At 66.5% G+C, this 14693-nt stretch carries 16 protein-coding genes; 2 read left to right on the top strand and 14 right to left on the bottom strand.

The window, feature by feature from the left end:
• From ACVN9Z_RS16490 to rpsP, 7 genes are all read right to left on the bottom strand, one after another.
• Positions 1-732 carry an amino acid ABC transporter ATP-binding protein gene (locus ACVN9Z_RS16490; RefSeq protein ID WP_006387847.1) on the bottom strand — a complete coding sequence of 244 codons (732 nt, stop codon included), beginning with the start codon at positions 730-732 and terminating at the stop codon, positions 1-3.
• A complete protein-coding gene (locus ACVN9Z_RS16485) occupies positions 729-1382 on the bottom strand; it encodes an amino acid ABC transporter permease (RefSeq protein ID WP_006387846.1) in 654 nt (217 codons plus the stop codon). Before ACVN9Z_RS16485 ends, ACVN9Z_RS16490 begins: the two co-directional genes overlap by 4 nt.
• Before the next feature lie 189 nt (positions 1383-1571).
• Positions 1572-2324, bottom strand: a complete 753-nt coding sequence (locus tag ACVN9Z_RS16480) for an ABC transporter substrate-binding protein (RefSeq protein ID WP_006387845.1) — start codon at positions 2322-2324, stop codon at positions 1572-1574.
• Positions 2325-2414: 90 nt separating this feature from the next.
• Positions 2415-3092, bottom strand: coding sequence for a helix-turn-helix domain-containing protein (locus ACVN9Z_RS16475; protein ID WP_458212405.1), 678 nt, complete (start codon positions 3090-3092; stop codon positions 2415-2417).
• Between the two features lie 205 nt (positions 3093-3297).
• Positions 3298-4116 (bottom strand): tRNA (guanosine(37)-N1)-methyltransferase TrmD, encoded by an 819-nt coding sequence (trmD, locus tag ACVN9Z_RS16470; RefSeq protein WP_006387843.1) that lies wholly within the window; start codon positions 4114-4116, stop codon positions 3298-3300.
• Entirely contained in the window at positions 4116-4736 is a 621-nt protein-coding gene (gene rimM / locus ACVN9Z_RS16465) for a ribosome maturation factor RimM (protein ID WP_006387842.1), read from the bottom strand. The genes trmD and rimM overlap by 1 nt, the downstream gene beginning before the upstream one ends.
• 67 nt (positions 4737-4803) lie before the next feature.
• Positions 4804-5064 (bottom strand): 30S ribosomal protein S16, encoded by a 261-nt coding sequence (gene rpsP, locus ACVN9Z_RS16460; protein WP_006387841.1) that lies wholly within the window; start codon positions 5062-5064, stop codon positions 4804-4806.
• 498 nt (positions 5065-5562) lie between these two features.
• Between rpsP and ACVN9Z_RS16455 the strand changes: the two genes are divergently transcribed.
• On the top strand, positions 5563-6144 hold the full coding sequence (locus ACVN9Z_RS16455; RefSeq protein ID WP_006387840.1) for a hypothetical protein: 582 nt from the start codon (positions 5563-5565) through the stop codon (positions 6142-6144).
• Positions 6145-6221: 77 nt separating this feature from the next.
• Here ACVN9Z_RS16455 and ACVN9Z_RS16450 read toward each other — a convergent pair whose 3' ends face one another.
• The 7 genes from ACVN9Z_RS16450 to panD form a co-directional block, all read right to left on the bottom strand.
• Entirely contained in the window at positions 6222-6491 is a 270-nt protein-coding gene (locus ACVN9Z_RS16450) for a sulfurtransferase TusA family protein (RefSeq protein WP_448684820.1), read from the bottom strand.
• Positions 6478-9102, bottom strand: coding sequence for an alanine--tRNA ligase (alaS, locus tag ACVN9Z_RS16445; RefSeq protein ID WP_448684819.1), 2625 nt, complete (start codon positions 9100-9102; stop codon positions 6478-6480). The genes ACVN9Z_RS16450 and alaS overlap by 14 nt, the downstream gene beginning before the upstream one ends.
• A gap of 33 nt (positions 9103-9135) precedes the next feature.
• Complete coding sequence (locus ACVN9Z_RS16440; RefSeq protein WP_049053504.1) at positions 9136-9588, bottom strand: TrbG/VirB9 family P-type conjugative transfer protein; 453 nt, start codon at positions 9586-9588, stop codon at positions 9136-9138.
• Positions 9589-9808: 220 nt separating this feature from the next.
• Entirely contained in the window at positions 9809-11149 is a 1341-nt protein-coding gene (locus ACVN9Z_RS16435; protein WP_458212404.1) for an extracellular solute-binding protein, read from the bottom strand.
• Positions 11150-11153: 4 nt separating this feature from the next.
• The gene (locus ACVN9Z_RS16430) at positions 11154-12410 is read right to left on the bottom strand and encodes a D-amino acid dehydrogenase (RefSeq protein WP_054449218.1); all 1257 of its coding nucleotides are present in this window, start codon (positions 12408-12410) and stop codon (positions 11154-11156) included.
• A 194-nt stretch (positions 12411-12604) separates the two neighbouring features.
• Positions 12605-13651 carry a CDP-6-deoxy-delta-3,4-glucoseen reductase gene (locus ACVN9Z_RS16425; protein WP_006387834.1) on the bottom strand — a complete coding sequence of 349 codons (1047 nt, stop codon included), beginning with the start codon at positions 13649-13651 and terminating at the stop codon, positions 12605-12607.
• Positions 13652-13726: 75 nt separating this feature from the next.
• A complete protein-coding gene (gene panD / locus ACVN9Z_RS16420) occupies positions 13727-14095 on the bottom strand; it encodes an aspartate 1-decarboxylase (RefSeq protein ID WP_006393954.1) in 369 nt (122 codons plus the stop codon).
• 267 nt (positions 14096-14362) lie between these two features.
• Between panD and sugE the strand changes: the two genes are divergently transcribed.
• Positions 14363-14680: a quaternary ammonium compound efflux SMR transporter SugE gene (gene sugE, locus ACVN9Z_RS16415; RefSeq protein ID WP_006387832.1), complete on the top strand. Its 318-nt coding sequence runs from the start codon at positions 14363-14365 to the stop codon at positions 14678-14680.
• The last annotated feature ends 13 nt before the right edge of the window (positions 14681-14693 follow it).

The following is a 14693-nucleotide window of genomic DNA, read 5'->3' as shown; positions in this document are numbered from 1 at the left end:
TCACATGGGATGCAGCACGCGGCGCAGGAAATCCTGCGTGCGCGGGTGCTGCGGGTGATTCAGCACTTCACGGGCGGCGCCCTGCTCCACCATGACGCCGCCGTCAAAGAACATGACGCGATCGGCGACCTCGCGCGCGAAGCTCATCTCGTGCGTCACGACGACCATGGTCATGCCGGCCTCGGCCAGCTTGCGCATCACGCCCAGCACGTCGCCGACCAGCTCGGGATCGAGCGCCGAAGTCGGTTCGTCGAACAGGATCGCCTTGGGCTGCATGGCCAGCGCCCGCGCGATCGCCACGCGCTGCTGCTGGCCGCCGGACAGTTGCGGCGGATGGGCGTCGGCCTTGTCGGCCAGGCCGACGCTGGCCAGCAATTCCCGGCCGCGCGCCAAAGCCTGCGCGCGCGGCTCGCCCTTCACGTAGATCGGCCCTTCCACCACGTTCTCCAGCGCGGTGCGGTGGGGAAACAGATTGAAGCGCTGGAACACCATCGCCACCTGCGTGCGGATGGAGACGATGGACGGCGCATCGCAATCCACCAGTTCGCCATCCACGGTGATGCGGCCGGCGTTGTAGCGCTCCAGCCCGTTGATGCAGCGCAGGATGGTGGACTTGCCCGAGCCGGATGGCCCGATCACGCACACCACCTCGCCCTTGCTGACCTCGGCGTCGATGCCCTTGAGCACCTCCAGCGACCCGAAGCTCTTGCGCACCCCCTTGAGTTCGATCATTTGGCGGCGCTCCTCTTTTCCAGATGCCGCACCAGCAGGATCAGCGGCACGCACATCACCAGGTACATCAGCGCCACCAGCGAGAACACGGTTGCGTTCTTGAAGGTCGACACCGCGATCAGCTTGCCCTGCAGGGCAAGCTCGGCCACCGTGATGGTGGACGCCTGCGACGAGTCCTTGAGCATCATGATCATGATGTTGCCGTAGGGCGGCAGCACGATCTTGACGGCCTGCGGCAGCACCACGCGCCGCATGGTCATGCTCCAGCTCATGCCCATCGCCATGGCCGCCTCGATCTGGCCGCGGTCGATGGCCTCGATGCCGGCGCGGAAGTTCTCGGCCTGGTAGGCCGAGTAGGCGATGCCCAGGCCGATGATGGCGGCCTGCACCGCCGTCAGCGCGATGCCCATGTCCGGCATCACGAAGTAGATGTAGAACAGCAGCACGATGATCGGGATGCCGCGCAGCAGGTTGATCACGCCCGCGCTGAACCTGGACAGGTATTTGTTGCCCGACACCCGCATCAGCGCCCACACCAGCCCCAGCAGGGTGGACAGCACCAGGGAGCCCAGCGTCACCAGGATGGTGAGCTTGGCGCCCTCCAGCAATATCGGCAGGTACTCTGCCGCGTCCTTGAAGAATTCCGTCATGACTCCATCCATCCCGACCAGGACCGGTTGACACGAAAAAAACCGCGCCCGCCGCGGGCCCGCGGCGGGCCGCCGGACGAGCCGCGGCCATCCCTGCGCGAACCCGCCGCGATGCGCGCGGGCGTTCAGTCAGGCGCGTTCCCCAAGGCCGATCGGCGGCCCCTCGGGCATGCGCGCCGACCCGCGACATCAGCCGCCCAGCCCCCACTTCTTCAGGATCCGGTCGATGGCGCCATCGGCCTTGAGCTTGGCCAATGCCTTGTTGATACGTTCGAGCAAGGCGGTGTCGTCCTTGCGCGTGGCCAGCCCCAGGCTGCCCATGACGGTGGGCTGATAGGACTGCGCCATCTTCAGGTTGGGATAGTTGCCCTGGGTCAGGATGTAGGCGGCGATGGGATAGTCCATGAAACCGCCCTGGATGCGGCCGGCGTTGGCGTCGCGCATCATGTCCGGCGGATTGTCGTAGAGCTTCACCTCCTTGAACACGCCGCTCTTCTGGATCGGCTCGACGAAGGCGGTGCCCACCTGCACGCCGACCGTCATGCCCTTCATGTCGGCAAAGGACTTGTATTCCTTGTTGTCGCTCTTGGGCACCATCAGGCCCTCGCCGTAGCGATAGACCGGCTCGGAAAAGCTCACCACCTGCTGGCGTTGCGGCGTGATGAACATGGCCGCCGAGACGATGTCGATGCGCTTGGAGGTCAGCGAACCGATCAGGGCGGAAAACGCCATGGGCTCGATCTGGACCTCGAAGCCGGCCTCCTTGCCGACCGCTTTCACGATATCGACCATCACCCCCTCGATGGAGTTGGTCTTGGTGTCGAGAAAGGTGAACGGACTGCCGGTGGGCGTGGACCCCACTTTCAATACCGTCTGGGCCTGCGCGGCCGTGGCCGTGGACAATGCTGCGAATACAGAGACAACCAGAGTCTTGAATTTCATGACATTTCCTCATCTTGGCAAAGAGTTCCGGGCAGCGCCCGGAAGGCGGATGATCCCCAGTGTCATCGCGCCGATTCACTGCCCGCGCGCTCAGGGCGGCGGTTGCGTCCCATCCCCCGCGGCTTGATTGATATTCGAGATGGCCCAGATGACCTCGGTCACCTGCGACCCGGGATTGCGCCAGCGACGCGGTGTGCTGCTGGCATAACAGAAGCTGTCGCCCTCCTTGAGCAGCACGACCCGGTCGCCCACCCACAACTCCAGCGCCCCCTTGAGCACCACGCCGATCTGCTCGCCCTGCCCGGTCACGAACAGCTCGTTGCCGGTCGAGCCGCCCGGCTCGATGGTGGCGCGGCACAGATCCATGCTGCGGCAGGCCGGCGGCGTGTACATCTCCTTGACGATGCCCTTCTCGCGCAAGTCGATGTAGCGGTGCGTGCCGGCGCGGGCCACGCGCCCGCCATCCTCGCCTTCGGTGTGTTCGGCATTGCGCAGCAGCGTATTGACCGAGACGCCGAACTCGCGCGCCAACTGATGCAGGGTCTTGACCGAGGCCGAGCTCAGGCCGCGCTCGATCTGGCTGAGCAAGCCCAGCGACATGCCGCAGGCCTGCGCCACGTCCGCCAGCGAGCGGCCGTGCTGCTTGCGCAGTTGGCGCAGTTGCTGGCCCAGCCACATGTCGACGGCCGATTCGGGCCGCCCCGGCGCCGGCGCCGGCTTGGACAGCGCCGCATCGTCATGCGCAGCGGAAGATGAGGATCGACTCATATGAAAATTTCATTTTTATGTAATTTTCAATACTAAGGAGCGAGGCGGGCCGCTACAACCTAGGAGCATCCCTAGGCCGATCCAGTCTTGGAAAAAGGGAAAAAGCTTGCGGAGGAAACCTGCCGAAGAACGGCAGAGAGATGCGCCCCGCCGGAACCGGCGGAGGGTACGTCCTGGCACGGGCCCCGGAGATGCCTGCGCCGGCTCAGGAAGCCTTGGGCTTGCCGCCGCGGCGGCGCTTGGCGGGCAGCGGCGGCAACGGCTCGCCGGCCAGCTCGGCCAGGAAGCGTTCGTCGGCCAGCGACAACCATCCCTGGGCGCGGGCCGACTCGATCAGCTCGGGGCGACGCGCAGCGGTCAGCGCCAGCGAGCGCTCCCGGCGCCAGCGCGAGATGTTGGCATGGTGGCCGCTGAGCAGCGGCGCCGGCACGGGCGCGCCCTCGTAGACTTCGGGGCGCGTGTAATGCGGGCTGTCCAGCAGGCCGGACAGCGTGTCGTTGAAGGAGTCCTGCAACGCGGAGTCGCCGTCGTTCAGCACGCCCGGCAACAGGCGCACCGCGGCGTCGATGACGGCGAGCGCGGCGATTTCACCGCCCGACAAGACGAAGTCGCCCAGCGAGATTTCATGCGTGACGCAGCGCTCGATGAAGCGCTGGTCGACGCCTTCGTAGCGACCACAGATCAGGATCAGACCGTCGCTGGCGGCCAGCGCCTCGGCGCCGGCCTGGTCGTAGCGCTTGCCCACGGGCGCGAGCAGCGCCACCGGGGCCGGCCCCAGGCCTTGGGCCGCGCGCGCCGCCTGGGCGGCATTGACGGCGGCCTCCAGCGGGGCCGCCATCATCACCATGCCGGGGCCGCCGCCATAGGGGCGGTCGTCCACGGTACGGTGAGGATCATTGGTGAAATCGCGCGGATTCCACGCATGCAGGGCCCACCGGCCCTGGGCGTGGGCCCGGCCGGTGACGCCCAGGTCACGCACCACCCCGAACATTTCGGGAAAGAGCGTCACGACGTCAATGCGCATCAGAGAAGATCCGCGGGCCAGTCGCTGTCGATGCGGCGCGCGGCCAGATCGACGGCATGGATATGCGCGCGCACGAACGGAACGAGCATTTCGGCGGGCTTTCCCTTGGAGGTCAGGACAGGTTCGGGACCATTGGCCCCGGCCTGCTGGCGCAAGACTTTCAAGACGGCGTGGGCGCCGTTGTCAAAGACTTCATCGACCACGCCAATGAGCGCAGCCTCGCCATCCGCCGTGGTGTACAGCGAACAACCAATGAGATCGACCCAGTAGTATTCGTCTTCTTCGGGCGCAGGGAAGGAGCCCCGCGGCGCCTGCACGGAAAAACCGCGCAGCGCTTCGGCCTGGTCGCGGTCGGCGATGCCCGCCAGCTGGGCCACCACGGTGGCGCCCTGCGAACGGACTTGCACGACCTTGTATGCGACAGGCGCAGACGCGACAGCGCCCCGCGCCAATTCAGGCACAGGGCGAGTCAACCACCATTGAGAAGCTGAGAGCAGCACTTCGGCATTGGCCGAATGCGGCTGCACCTTGACCCAGCCTTTCACACCGTAGGCCGCACTGATGCGACCCAGCTCGATCAAGTCCGCAGGCGCCGCGTTGGAATGTGCGGCATCAGACATGTATCGGGCTATCGGTTTCGTACAGCGTAGCTGGAAACTAGCAGGGTTCAGGCGTACGACGCGGGCATCAAGCCGCGGCGGAAACCTTGGCCGAGTAGTCCTTGACCAGACGCTCGACGGCCGGCGACAGCTGGGCGCCGTTGCTGGTCCAGTGCTGCACGCGATCCAGCGCGATGCGCAGGTTTTCGGCGCCTTCATTGCCGACGGGGTTGTAGAAACCCACGCGCTCGATGAAACGGCCGTCGCGACGGTTACGCGAATCGGTGGCCACCAGGTTGTAGAACGGACGCTTCTTGGACCCACCGCGGGCCAGGCGAATCACCACCATAGGTAATCCCTTGAATTAGTTGTGAAAAACGGGAAATTCTAGCACTTAAACAAGCCAGCTGGCAAATGCCCGTGCTGAATCTCGGAAGTCGCGGCGCGATTCATACGCGAAAACACCACATATGCACCACATACGGTATTCTACAAAATCAAAATACGGGCCGGAGCCCGCCGCAGACAGAGTGTAGCCCGTCACGGGCCGCTGTGCTGCGCGAGGGCGCACGAAAGTGGCCGGGCGGGGTTTCCACCCGGGATGCCCTGCCGGAACGGCGCCCTTTGCAAGTGCGTGTGAAGCATTTCCCCGATTGGAGAGATCGGAATGTCATCCTGCGCCACATCCGCAAGCCCGCCTCCCCCTGCCGCGCCGCAACGGCGCCGCCCTTCTCCGTCCTCGCGCCCCCTGCGCCCGCGCAAACGTCCGCGGTTTCGCAGCGGCTGACCGCGCCCCATTTCTCCCCAGTGTTTTTCCCAAACTTCCTCTACCGGAGGGTGCAACACCATGAAGAACCGTAAAACTGTCTTCACCCCTGTCGCGCGCCTGGCGGCCACAGGTTTGCTGGCGGGCCTGCTGGCGCTGCCGATGGCGGCCCAGGCCCGGGTGGTCGGCGCGGCGCTCACCACCGTCACCGGCAAGGTCACGGCGGTCGACCCCGCCAGCCGCACCATCACCCTGCAAGGCACCAATGGCAATGTAGTGGATGTGCAGGCCGGACCGAACGTGCGTAACTTCAAGCAAATCAAGCCGGGCGATTCGCTTACGCTGGACTATTACGAGTCGGTCGCCATCGACGTGCGCCGGGCAGGCTCCGGCGCACCGGAGGTGGTCACCGAGACCGCCGCCACGCGCAGCGCCAAGGGCGCCAAGCCGGGTGGCGCGATGGGTCGGCAGACCACCATCACCGCGGAAATCTGGCACATCAACAAGAGCGCCAACCTCGTGACATTGAAGGGTCCGCAAGGCGGCCTGCGCACGATCCAGGTGCAGGACCCCGCCCTGCAGGCCCGGCTGGCGCAGCTCAAGGAAGGCGACCTGGTGGACTTCACCATCACGCAAGCGGTGGCGGCGGCGATCCACAAATAAGGCGCAGCGATCGCCAACAAAAAGGCCAGCCCGGGGAGAGGCTGGCCTTTTTCATGAGTCGCGCGGCAGCTGCGTGGCTAGCGGCGGCGCAGGAAATGCACGCCGCGGCCGTCCGCCTCGTGCTGCGCGACCAGCACATTGCCGGTCTGGCGCGAGAACGCCTGGAAGTCGCGGATGGCGTTGCGGTCGGTGGTGACGACGCGCAGCACCTGTCCGCTTTCCATCTGCGCCAGGGCTTTCTTGGCGCGCAGGATGGGCAAGGGGCAGGTCAGGCCGCTGGCATCCACCTCCTGGTCGAAGGACGGCGCTGGCGCGCCGGACGCGTTGTCCATGTCAGAGGCGTTCATCGACCCACTTCTGCACGCTGGCGATCGCGGCGGGCAAGGCCGCGATGTCGGTGCCGCCACCCATGGCCATGTCCGGACGGCCGCCGCCCTTGCCGCCCACCTGGCTGGCGACGAAGCCCACCAGGTCGCCGGCCTTGATGCGGTTGGTCAGGTCGGCCGTGACGCCGCCGACGACGCTGATCTTGCCATCGGCCGAGCCGGTGGCCAGCAGCACCACGGCGGGCTTGAGGCGGTCCTTCAGGTTGTCGACCATGCCGCGCAGGGCCCTGGGATCGACGTCGCCGATGCTGGCGGCCAGCAGCTTGATGCCCTTGACCTCGACGGCCGCGGAGCTGGCCAGGTCGTTGCCGGCGCTGGCGGCGAGCTTGCTGCGCGATTGTTCCAGGTCTTTTTCGAGCTGCTTGACCTGGTCCTGCACCTGCGAGATGCGGGCGGGCAGGTCGGCGGGCGTGCTGCGCAGCATGCCGGCCACCTGGGCCAGCAAGGCGCTCTGGTTCTGTACCCAGGCCAGGGCGTTGTCGCCCGTGATGGCCTCGATACGGCGCACGCCGGCGGCCACGCCGCCTTCGGACACGATCTTGAACAGGCCGATGTCGCCGGTGCGGCCGACGTGGGTGCCGCCGCACAGTTCGCGCGAGAAGCCGATGTCGAGCACGCGCACGGTGTCGCCGTACTTTTCGCCGAACAGCGCCATGGCGCCGCCCTTGACGGCGTCATCGTAGGCCATGACCTGGGCCACGGTGGGCTGGTTGGCGAGGATTTCGGCGTTGACGATGGCCTCGACGCGGGCGATCTGCTCGGCCGTCAGGGGTGCGTCCTGGGCGAAGTCGAAACGGGTCTTGTCGGGGTCGACCAGCGAGCCGCGCTGCTGCACGTGCGCGCCCAGCACCTGGCGCAGGGCCTTGTGCATCAGGTGGGTGGCGGAGTGGTTGCGCACGGTGCGGGCGCGGCGCACCGCGTCCACGCGCGCCAGCACGGTGTCGCCGACCGCCAGCTTGCCCTCTTCCAGCGTGCCGTGATGGCCGAACACGCCGGACTGGATCTTGAGCGTATCGCCCACGGCGAAGCGCACGCCGGCGGCTTCGAGCAGGCCGGTGTCGCCGACCTGGCCGCCGGACTCGGCGTAGAACGGGGTGGCGTCCAGCACCACCACGGCGCTCTGGCCGACCTGGACCTGTTGCACCTGGGTGCCGTCGACATACAGGGCCGTGACCTTGACGTTGTCGAGTTCGAGCTTTTCGTAGCCCTCGAAGCGCGTTTCCGCGCCTTCGTAGCTCAGGCCCTCGGCCATCTTGAACTTGCCGGCCGCGCGGGCCTGGTCGCGCTGGCGTTCCATGGCGACCTCGAAGCCGGCCATGTCGACGTCGACTTCGCGTTCGCGGCAGATGTCGGCGGTCAGGTCCACGGGGAAGCCGTAGGTGTCGTACAGCGTGAACAGCGTGGTGCCGTCCAGCTGGCCGCCCTTGGGCACGTTGGCCAGCGCGCCGTCGAGGATGCGCATGCCGTGTTCCAGCGTTTCGCCGAAGCGTTCTTCTTCCTGCTTGAGCACCTGCGCCACGCGCTCGGCGGTGGCGGCCAGTTCGGGATAGGCTTCGCCCATCTCGGCGACCAGGTCGGGCACCAGGCGGTGGAAGAACGGCCTGGTCTGGCCCAGCTTGTAGCCGTGGCGCAGCGCGCGGCGAACGATGCGGCGCAGCACGTAGCCGCGGCCTTCGTTGCTGGGAATGACGCCGTCGACGATCAGGAACGAGCAGGCGCGGATGTGGTCGGCAATGACCTTGAGGGAATTGTTTTCCAGGTCCTTGACGCCGGTTTCGCGCGCGGCGGCGGCGATCAGGTTCTGGAACAGGTCGATTTCGTAATTGGAGTGGACGTGCTGCAGCACGGCCGCGATGCGCTCCAGGCCCATGCCGGTATCGACACAGGGACGCGGCAGGCGCGGCATGTTGCCGGCGGCGTCGCGCTCGAACTGCATGAACACCAGGTTCCAGATCTCGATGTAGCGGTCGCCGTCTTCCTCGGGCGATCCCGGGGGGCCGCCCCAGATCTCGGGGCCGTGGTCGTAGAAGATTTCCGAGCACGGGCCGCAGGGGCCAGTGTCGGCCATCTGCCAGAAGTTGTCCGACGCGTAGCGCGCGCCCTTGTTGTCGCCGATGCGGATGATGCGCTCGGCCGGCACGCCGACTTCCTTGGCCCAGATGTCATAGGCCTCGTCGTCTTCCTGGTAGACGGTGACCCAGAGCTTCTCGGCCGGCAGCTTGTAGACCTGCGTCAGCAGTTCCCAGGCGTACTGGATGGCATCGCGCTTGAAGTAATCGCCGAAGCTGAAATTGCCCAGCATTTCGAAGAACGTATGGTGGCGGGCGGTGTAGCCCACGTTCTCCAGGTCGTTGTGCTTGCCGCCGGCGCGCACGCTGCGCTGCGACGACGTGGCACGCGTGTACGACCGCGATTCCTTGCCCGTGAAGACGTCCTTGAACTGAACCATGCCCGAATTGGTGAAAAGCAGGGTCGGATCGTTGCCCGGCACGAGCGACGACGAAGGAACGATGGTGTGTCCCTTGGACTTGAAGAATTGCAGGAACTGCTGGCGAATCTCGGAGGATTTCATCGTGGATGAAGCAGGATTTAGGCGAATCGTTGATTATAGAGGGTTGTCGGCGCCTTGCACCCTGGGGGACATCCCGGCCGGCGCATCGCCATCCGCCGCGCCTTGATCGAGCCCCCCTGCCGGGGCGCGCCGCGCCCGGGCAAGCAGCCTGCCGCCACGAAACCACAAGCTATCCCAGTTGCCGGCCAGCACCACGTAGGGATCGCGGCGCACGTAGGGAACGACCCGCTCGCCATCGGCGTCCACGCCGAAGATGGCGGGTATCGCCTGGCCCGGCGCGAACTGCAGCCAGGTCTCCCGGCCATCGTCGAACACCTGCATCGGCGCGACCGCGGGATCGCCCGACAACAGCCAATCGAAACGGAACCCCGGCACGGCGACGCCGGATGCCCGCCAACCGGCCCCTGCCATCGGCGCCGCGCCGGGCGTCCATGCGCAACCGGCCAGGCTCGACAGCGCGCCGGCGAGAAAGAGGATTCGTACCATGTGCCCCACCATCCCAGGAACGGCGACCCGGGAACGGATCGCACCACGCCGGGCATGGTGAACCCCTGCGGGCCGGAAAGGCAGACCGGCATGTACGCATGGATCGAATCGCCCTCCTCCCGACGCGGCAAGGACGCGGGCAAGAAAAAAGCCCGGTTCGAAAACCGGGCTTGCGGGCGCTGCCGGACGGCGCGCGGGCGCCGGGCCGGCTGGCGCGGCCTCAGCGCTGCGTGGCGATGCTGCGCGCCTGGCTGGCGGCGTTGTTCAGGGCCGCCACCGGCGGCGTCTTGCCTTCCAGCGCATCGTTGAGCTGCTGGTTGAATACCGGCTCGATGCGATCGTAGTTGGCCATGCGGAAGCCGCGGCTGTTGGCGACCGGGCGGTTGCTCATGGAAGCCACCACCGCCTGGGCCCCGGGGATGCTCTTGTAGAACGACACGTCGGAGGCGCGGAAAGCGGCCTCGGTCAGCGGCAGGTAGCCGGTGCGCTGGTGCCATTCGGCCGCGATGACGGGCTTGGACAACCAGGCCAGGAATTGCGCCGTGGCCTTTTCCTCGTCCTTGGGACGGCCTTCCAGCGCCCACAGCGCCGAACCGCTCACGAACGGCTGGCCGCCGTTCTGGGTGACCTGGTCATAGTAAGGCAGCGGGGCCACGCCGAACGCCAGCGACTTGGTGTTCAGGAACTGGCCGAACGAACCCGAGGAGCCGGTCAGCACGGCGCACTCGCCCTTGGCGAACAGCTTGTCGGCGCTATTGTCGGCGGTGTGCGCCATGAACAGCAGCGAACGCTTCCAGCTGACCATCAGCGAAATGTGGCGCATGTAGAGCGTGTCGAACTGCATCGCCGGCGCCGCGCTCTTCTTGGTGACCGCGTCCAGGCCGTTGTTGTTGCTGGTGTACTGCTGGTTGTTCACCGGCGCCAGGTTTTCCAGGTGGACCGTGACCTGGTCGCTGGAGGCATAGGGACAGTCGAGGTCGGCCACGTCGCGCAGCTTGAGCAGCTCGCCCTGCAGGGCGGTCCAGGTGCGGGCGGGCTTGTTGGGATCGAGGCCGGCCTTCTTGTAGGCGGCGGTGTTGTAGAACATCACCGGCACTTCGGCCATCCAGGGGAACGCCAGCAGGCGGCCCTTGCCGTCGCGCACGAAGCTGCTGGTGGCCGGCACGAACCAGTTCAGGTCCTTGACCGGATACTTGGCCAGCAGGTCGTACATCGGCAGGATCGCCTTGTGCTCGGCCACCACTTCCGGCGAGTGGTTGTCGTTCAGCTGCACCAGGTTGGGGGCCTTCTTGGCCTTGACCGCGGCGGTGGCTTCCTGCTGCAGCTGCGCCTGCGAGGCGAAGGCGCGCAGGGTCACTTTGACCTGGTCCTGTTCCTTGTTGTACTGCTTGGCCAGTTTCTCGAACTCGGCCTTGTTGACGTCCGGCAGCGTGTGCCAGACCTGGATTTCGACGGGTGCGGCGTGGACCGCGCCCGCGACCGCCATGGCGGCGCCAAACACCCATGTGCGCCGGCTGGCGAACATCGCGCGGGCAATGCCCGCCAATTGCAATTTCTTCATAGGTTCATAGACCAAGAAAAGGGAATTCCGGTTCTGGACGGCGTCCGCTCAGCAGATCGGCCAGTGCCCGGCCCGAGCCGACGCCCATCGTCCAGCCGAGAGTACCGTGTCCGGTATTGATATACAAATTGGGGATACGGCTACGGCCGATGATGGGCACGTTCGAGGGAGTGGACGGGCGCAGGCCCGACCAATAACTGACGCGCTCGAAATCGAGCGCGTCGGGAAAGAGTTCGCGGGCGAGCCGCGTCATGGCTTCGCAGCGGCCGGTGTTCAGGCCGCGCGAATAGCCGGACAGCTCGGCGGTGCCGGCCATGCGCAGGCGGTCGCCGAGCCGCGAAAACACCACCTTGTGGCTGCTGTCGGTCAGGCTGACCGTGGGCGCGGCGCCCGGTTGCAGGACCGGGAAGGTCGCCGAATAGCCCTTGGCCGGATAGACATTGCACGGAATGCCGAGCGGGCGCAGCAGCGAGGGGCTGAAACTGCCCATGGCCACCACGTAGGCGTCGGCGGCCAGGGCGCCGTAGCGGCCATCGGGTTCGATCAGTTCGACGCCGCTGACCGCGCCGGCCTCGGTGATGAGCCGGGTGACGCGGGTGCTGTAGCGGAATTCGACGCCGGCGCGCGCGCAGCGCTCGGCCAGCGCGACGGTGAACAGGTGCACGTCGCCGCTCTCGTCCTCGGGCGTGTAGTCGCCGCCGACGATGGTGTTGCGATGCGGCGCCAAGGCCGGTTCGATGGCGATGACCTCGTCCGTCGACACCACGCGGCGCTCCACGCCGAAGTCGCGCATCAGGCCGGCGGCGCGCTGCGAGTTCTCGAATTCGTGCTGATCGCGGTAGAAATTCAGGATGCCGCGCTCGAGGTGGTCGTATTCGATGCCCAGCTCGGCGCGCATGCCGCGCAGCGTGGCGCGGCTGTATTCGGCCATGCGCACCATGGCGCGGATGTTCGGCGCCAGCCGGCCCGGCAGGCATTCGCGCAGGAAGGCCAGGCCCCACATCCACTGGCGCAGGTCCAGCTGCGGACGGAACAACAGCGGCGCGTCGTCCTGGAACATCCATTTGAGCAGCTTCAGGGGCGCCTGCGGATTGGCCCAGGGCTCCGCATAGGAGACCGAGATCTGCGCGCCGTTGGCAAGGCTGGTCTCCTGGGCGGGTCCGGTGCAGCGGTCGATGACCACGACGTCGTGGCCGGCCTGGTTCAGCCACCAGGCGCTGGAGATTCCGATGATGCCGCTACCCAATACCGCTACTTTCATGCCCGCATTGCTCCCTGCGTACCCGCGGGCCCTGCGGACACGATGTCCGCCCCCCGCGGCAAGCCGCTGCCAAGATGACACCGCAGTTTACCCCGGCGCCCCGCCCTCGCCTACGCCCGCCGCCATCAAAAAAAGGGGAGGAATCCGCCGATGCCGGATCCCTCCCCTTCGCGTTGCGCGCGGCCTGATCTCGGTCAAGTCGCGGCTTTCGCCAGATCGGCCTCGGACGTGAAGGCGTCCGCATAGAATTCCTCGGGCGGCAGGCCGCACTGGGCGCTGAATTCGCGCCGGGCGGCGTCCACCATCGGCGGCGCGCCGCAGGCGTAGACCTGGTGGCCCGACATGTCGGGGATGTCCTGCAGCACGGCCTCGTGGACGAAACCGTCACGGCCGCTCCAGCCGTCTTCCTCGAGCGCGTTCGACACCACCGGCACGTAGCGGAAGTCCGGCAGGTCACGGGCCCACGACTGCGCCAGCGCGTCCATGTACAGATCGCGCGGGCGACGACCGCCCCAGTACAGCGCGACCGGACGGCGGATGTTCTTGTGGATCATGTGCTCGACGATGGCCTTCACGGGCGCAAAGCCCGTGCCGCTGGCCAGCAGGATGATCGGCTTGTCGCTGTCTTCGCGCAGGAAGAACGAACCGAACGGCCCTTCCAGCCGCAGGATCTCGCGTTCTTTCATCTGCGTGTCGCCGGCGCCGAACACGTGGTCGGTGAACACGCCGCCCGGCAGGTGACGGATGTGCAGTTCCAGCGGGCTGCCGGTGTGCGGCGCGCCAGCCATGGAATAGCTCCGGCGGCGGCCGTCCTTGAGGATGATCTCGATGTACTGGCCGGCGTAGTAGCGGAATTGCTCCGAGGCGGGCAATTGCAGCTTGAGCACGGTCACGTCCGGCGCCGCCTTTTCCATCGTCTGCACGCGCGAAGGCAGCTTGCGGATCTGGATGTCGCTGGCCAGGCGCACTTCGGTGGACTCGACCACCATGTCGGAGGCGGGCCGGGCCTGACAGAACAGGGTGTAGCCGTCGGCCAGCTCCTCGGGCGAGAGGATCTGCGCGGGGTACTGGCCGGCGTCGAACTCCCCGGACACCACTTTGCCCTTGCAGGTGGAGCAGGCGCCGTTGCGGCAGCTGTAGGGCAGCACGATGCCCGCGGCCAGGGCGCCGTCGAGCACGGTCTGGCCGGGCTCGACCGGGAATTGATGCTTGCTGGGTTGGATGATGACCTGGAAGCTCATGATGAAACGTATCAGGGGGATCAGGGTTGACGGCGCCCATGGGACACACCCCACGGCACGCCGCCCGGCCCGGCCTCAGGCCGGGAACTTGCGGATTTCCTTGACGCGGTTGGCGTCGTCCACCAGCACGACCTGCGGCTTGTGGGTGGCGGATTGCTCTTCGGACATCGGCCCGTAGGTGCAGATGATCATCAGGTCGCCGACCTGCGCCCGGCGCGCGGCCGCGCCATTGAGCGAAATGATGCCGCTGCCGCGGGCCGCCTTGATGATGTAGGTGTCGAAGCGTTCGCCGTTGTTGATGTTGTAGAGCTCGATGCGTTCGAACTCGCGCATGCCGGCAGCGTCCAGCAGGTCTTCGTCGATGCCACAAGACCCTTCGTAGTGCAGGTCGGCTTCGGTGACCGTGACGCGGTGCAGCTTTGCCCGCAGCATGATGCGTTGCATGATGGAAATATCCTGGTTTCGCGTGCCGGAACGCGAAGTGATGCGATGAATGTGAAACACCCGCGGATGGCGCGCACCTGCGGGCATGCAGCCGAACGGCACCCGGTTTTGCCGTCGGAAGCCGGTATTCTATAATTTTTGCCGCGACGGGACGGCCCGTTGCTGCGCTGGCCGCGACATGGCGGCATTTGCCATCGGCAACGACGGCATTGGCCATTGCCGCAAGCGCATCAATCCGGGGACGACCCCTCTCAAGTAGGAGTCGTCATGACCTGGATCATCCTTGTACTGGCCGGCCTGTTCGAAATCGTCTGGGCCGTCGGCCTCAAATATACCCATGGGTTCACGCGCCTGATGCCGTCGCTCGTCACCGTCGGCGGCATGCTCATCAGCTTCTGGCTGCTGGCGCTGGCCATGAAGACGCTGCCGCTGGGCACCGCCTACGCGGTGTGGGTCGGCATCGGCACCGTCGGCGCCTTCGTGGCCGGCATCATCCTGTTCGATGAATCCATCAGTTGGCTGCGCATCGCCAGCGTGGCGCTGATCGTCGTGGGCCTGATCGGCCTGAAGCTGTCGTCGGCCTGATCGACGGCCGGAT

The organism is Achromobacter sp. KK8, assembly GCF_054188005.1.
Note: the sequence above shows the minus strand (reverse complement) of the source record. Positions and strands in the feature narration are given on the sequence as shown.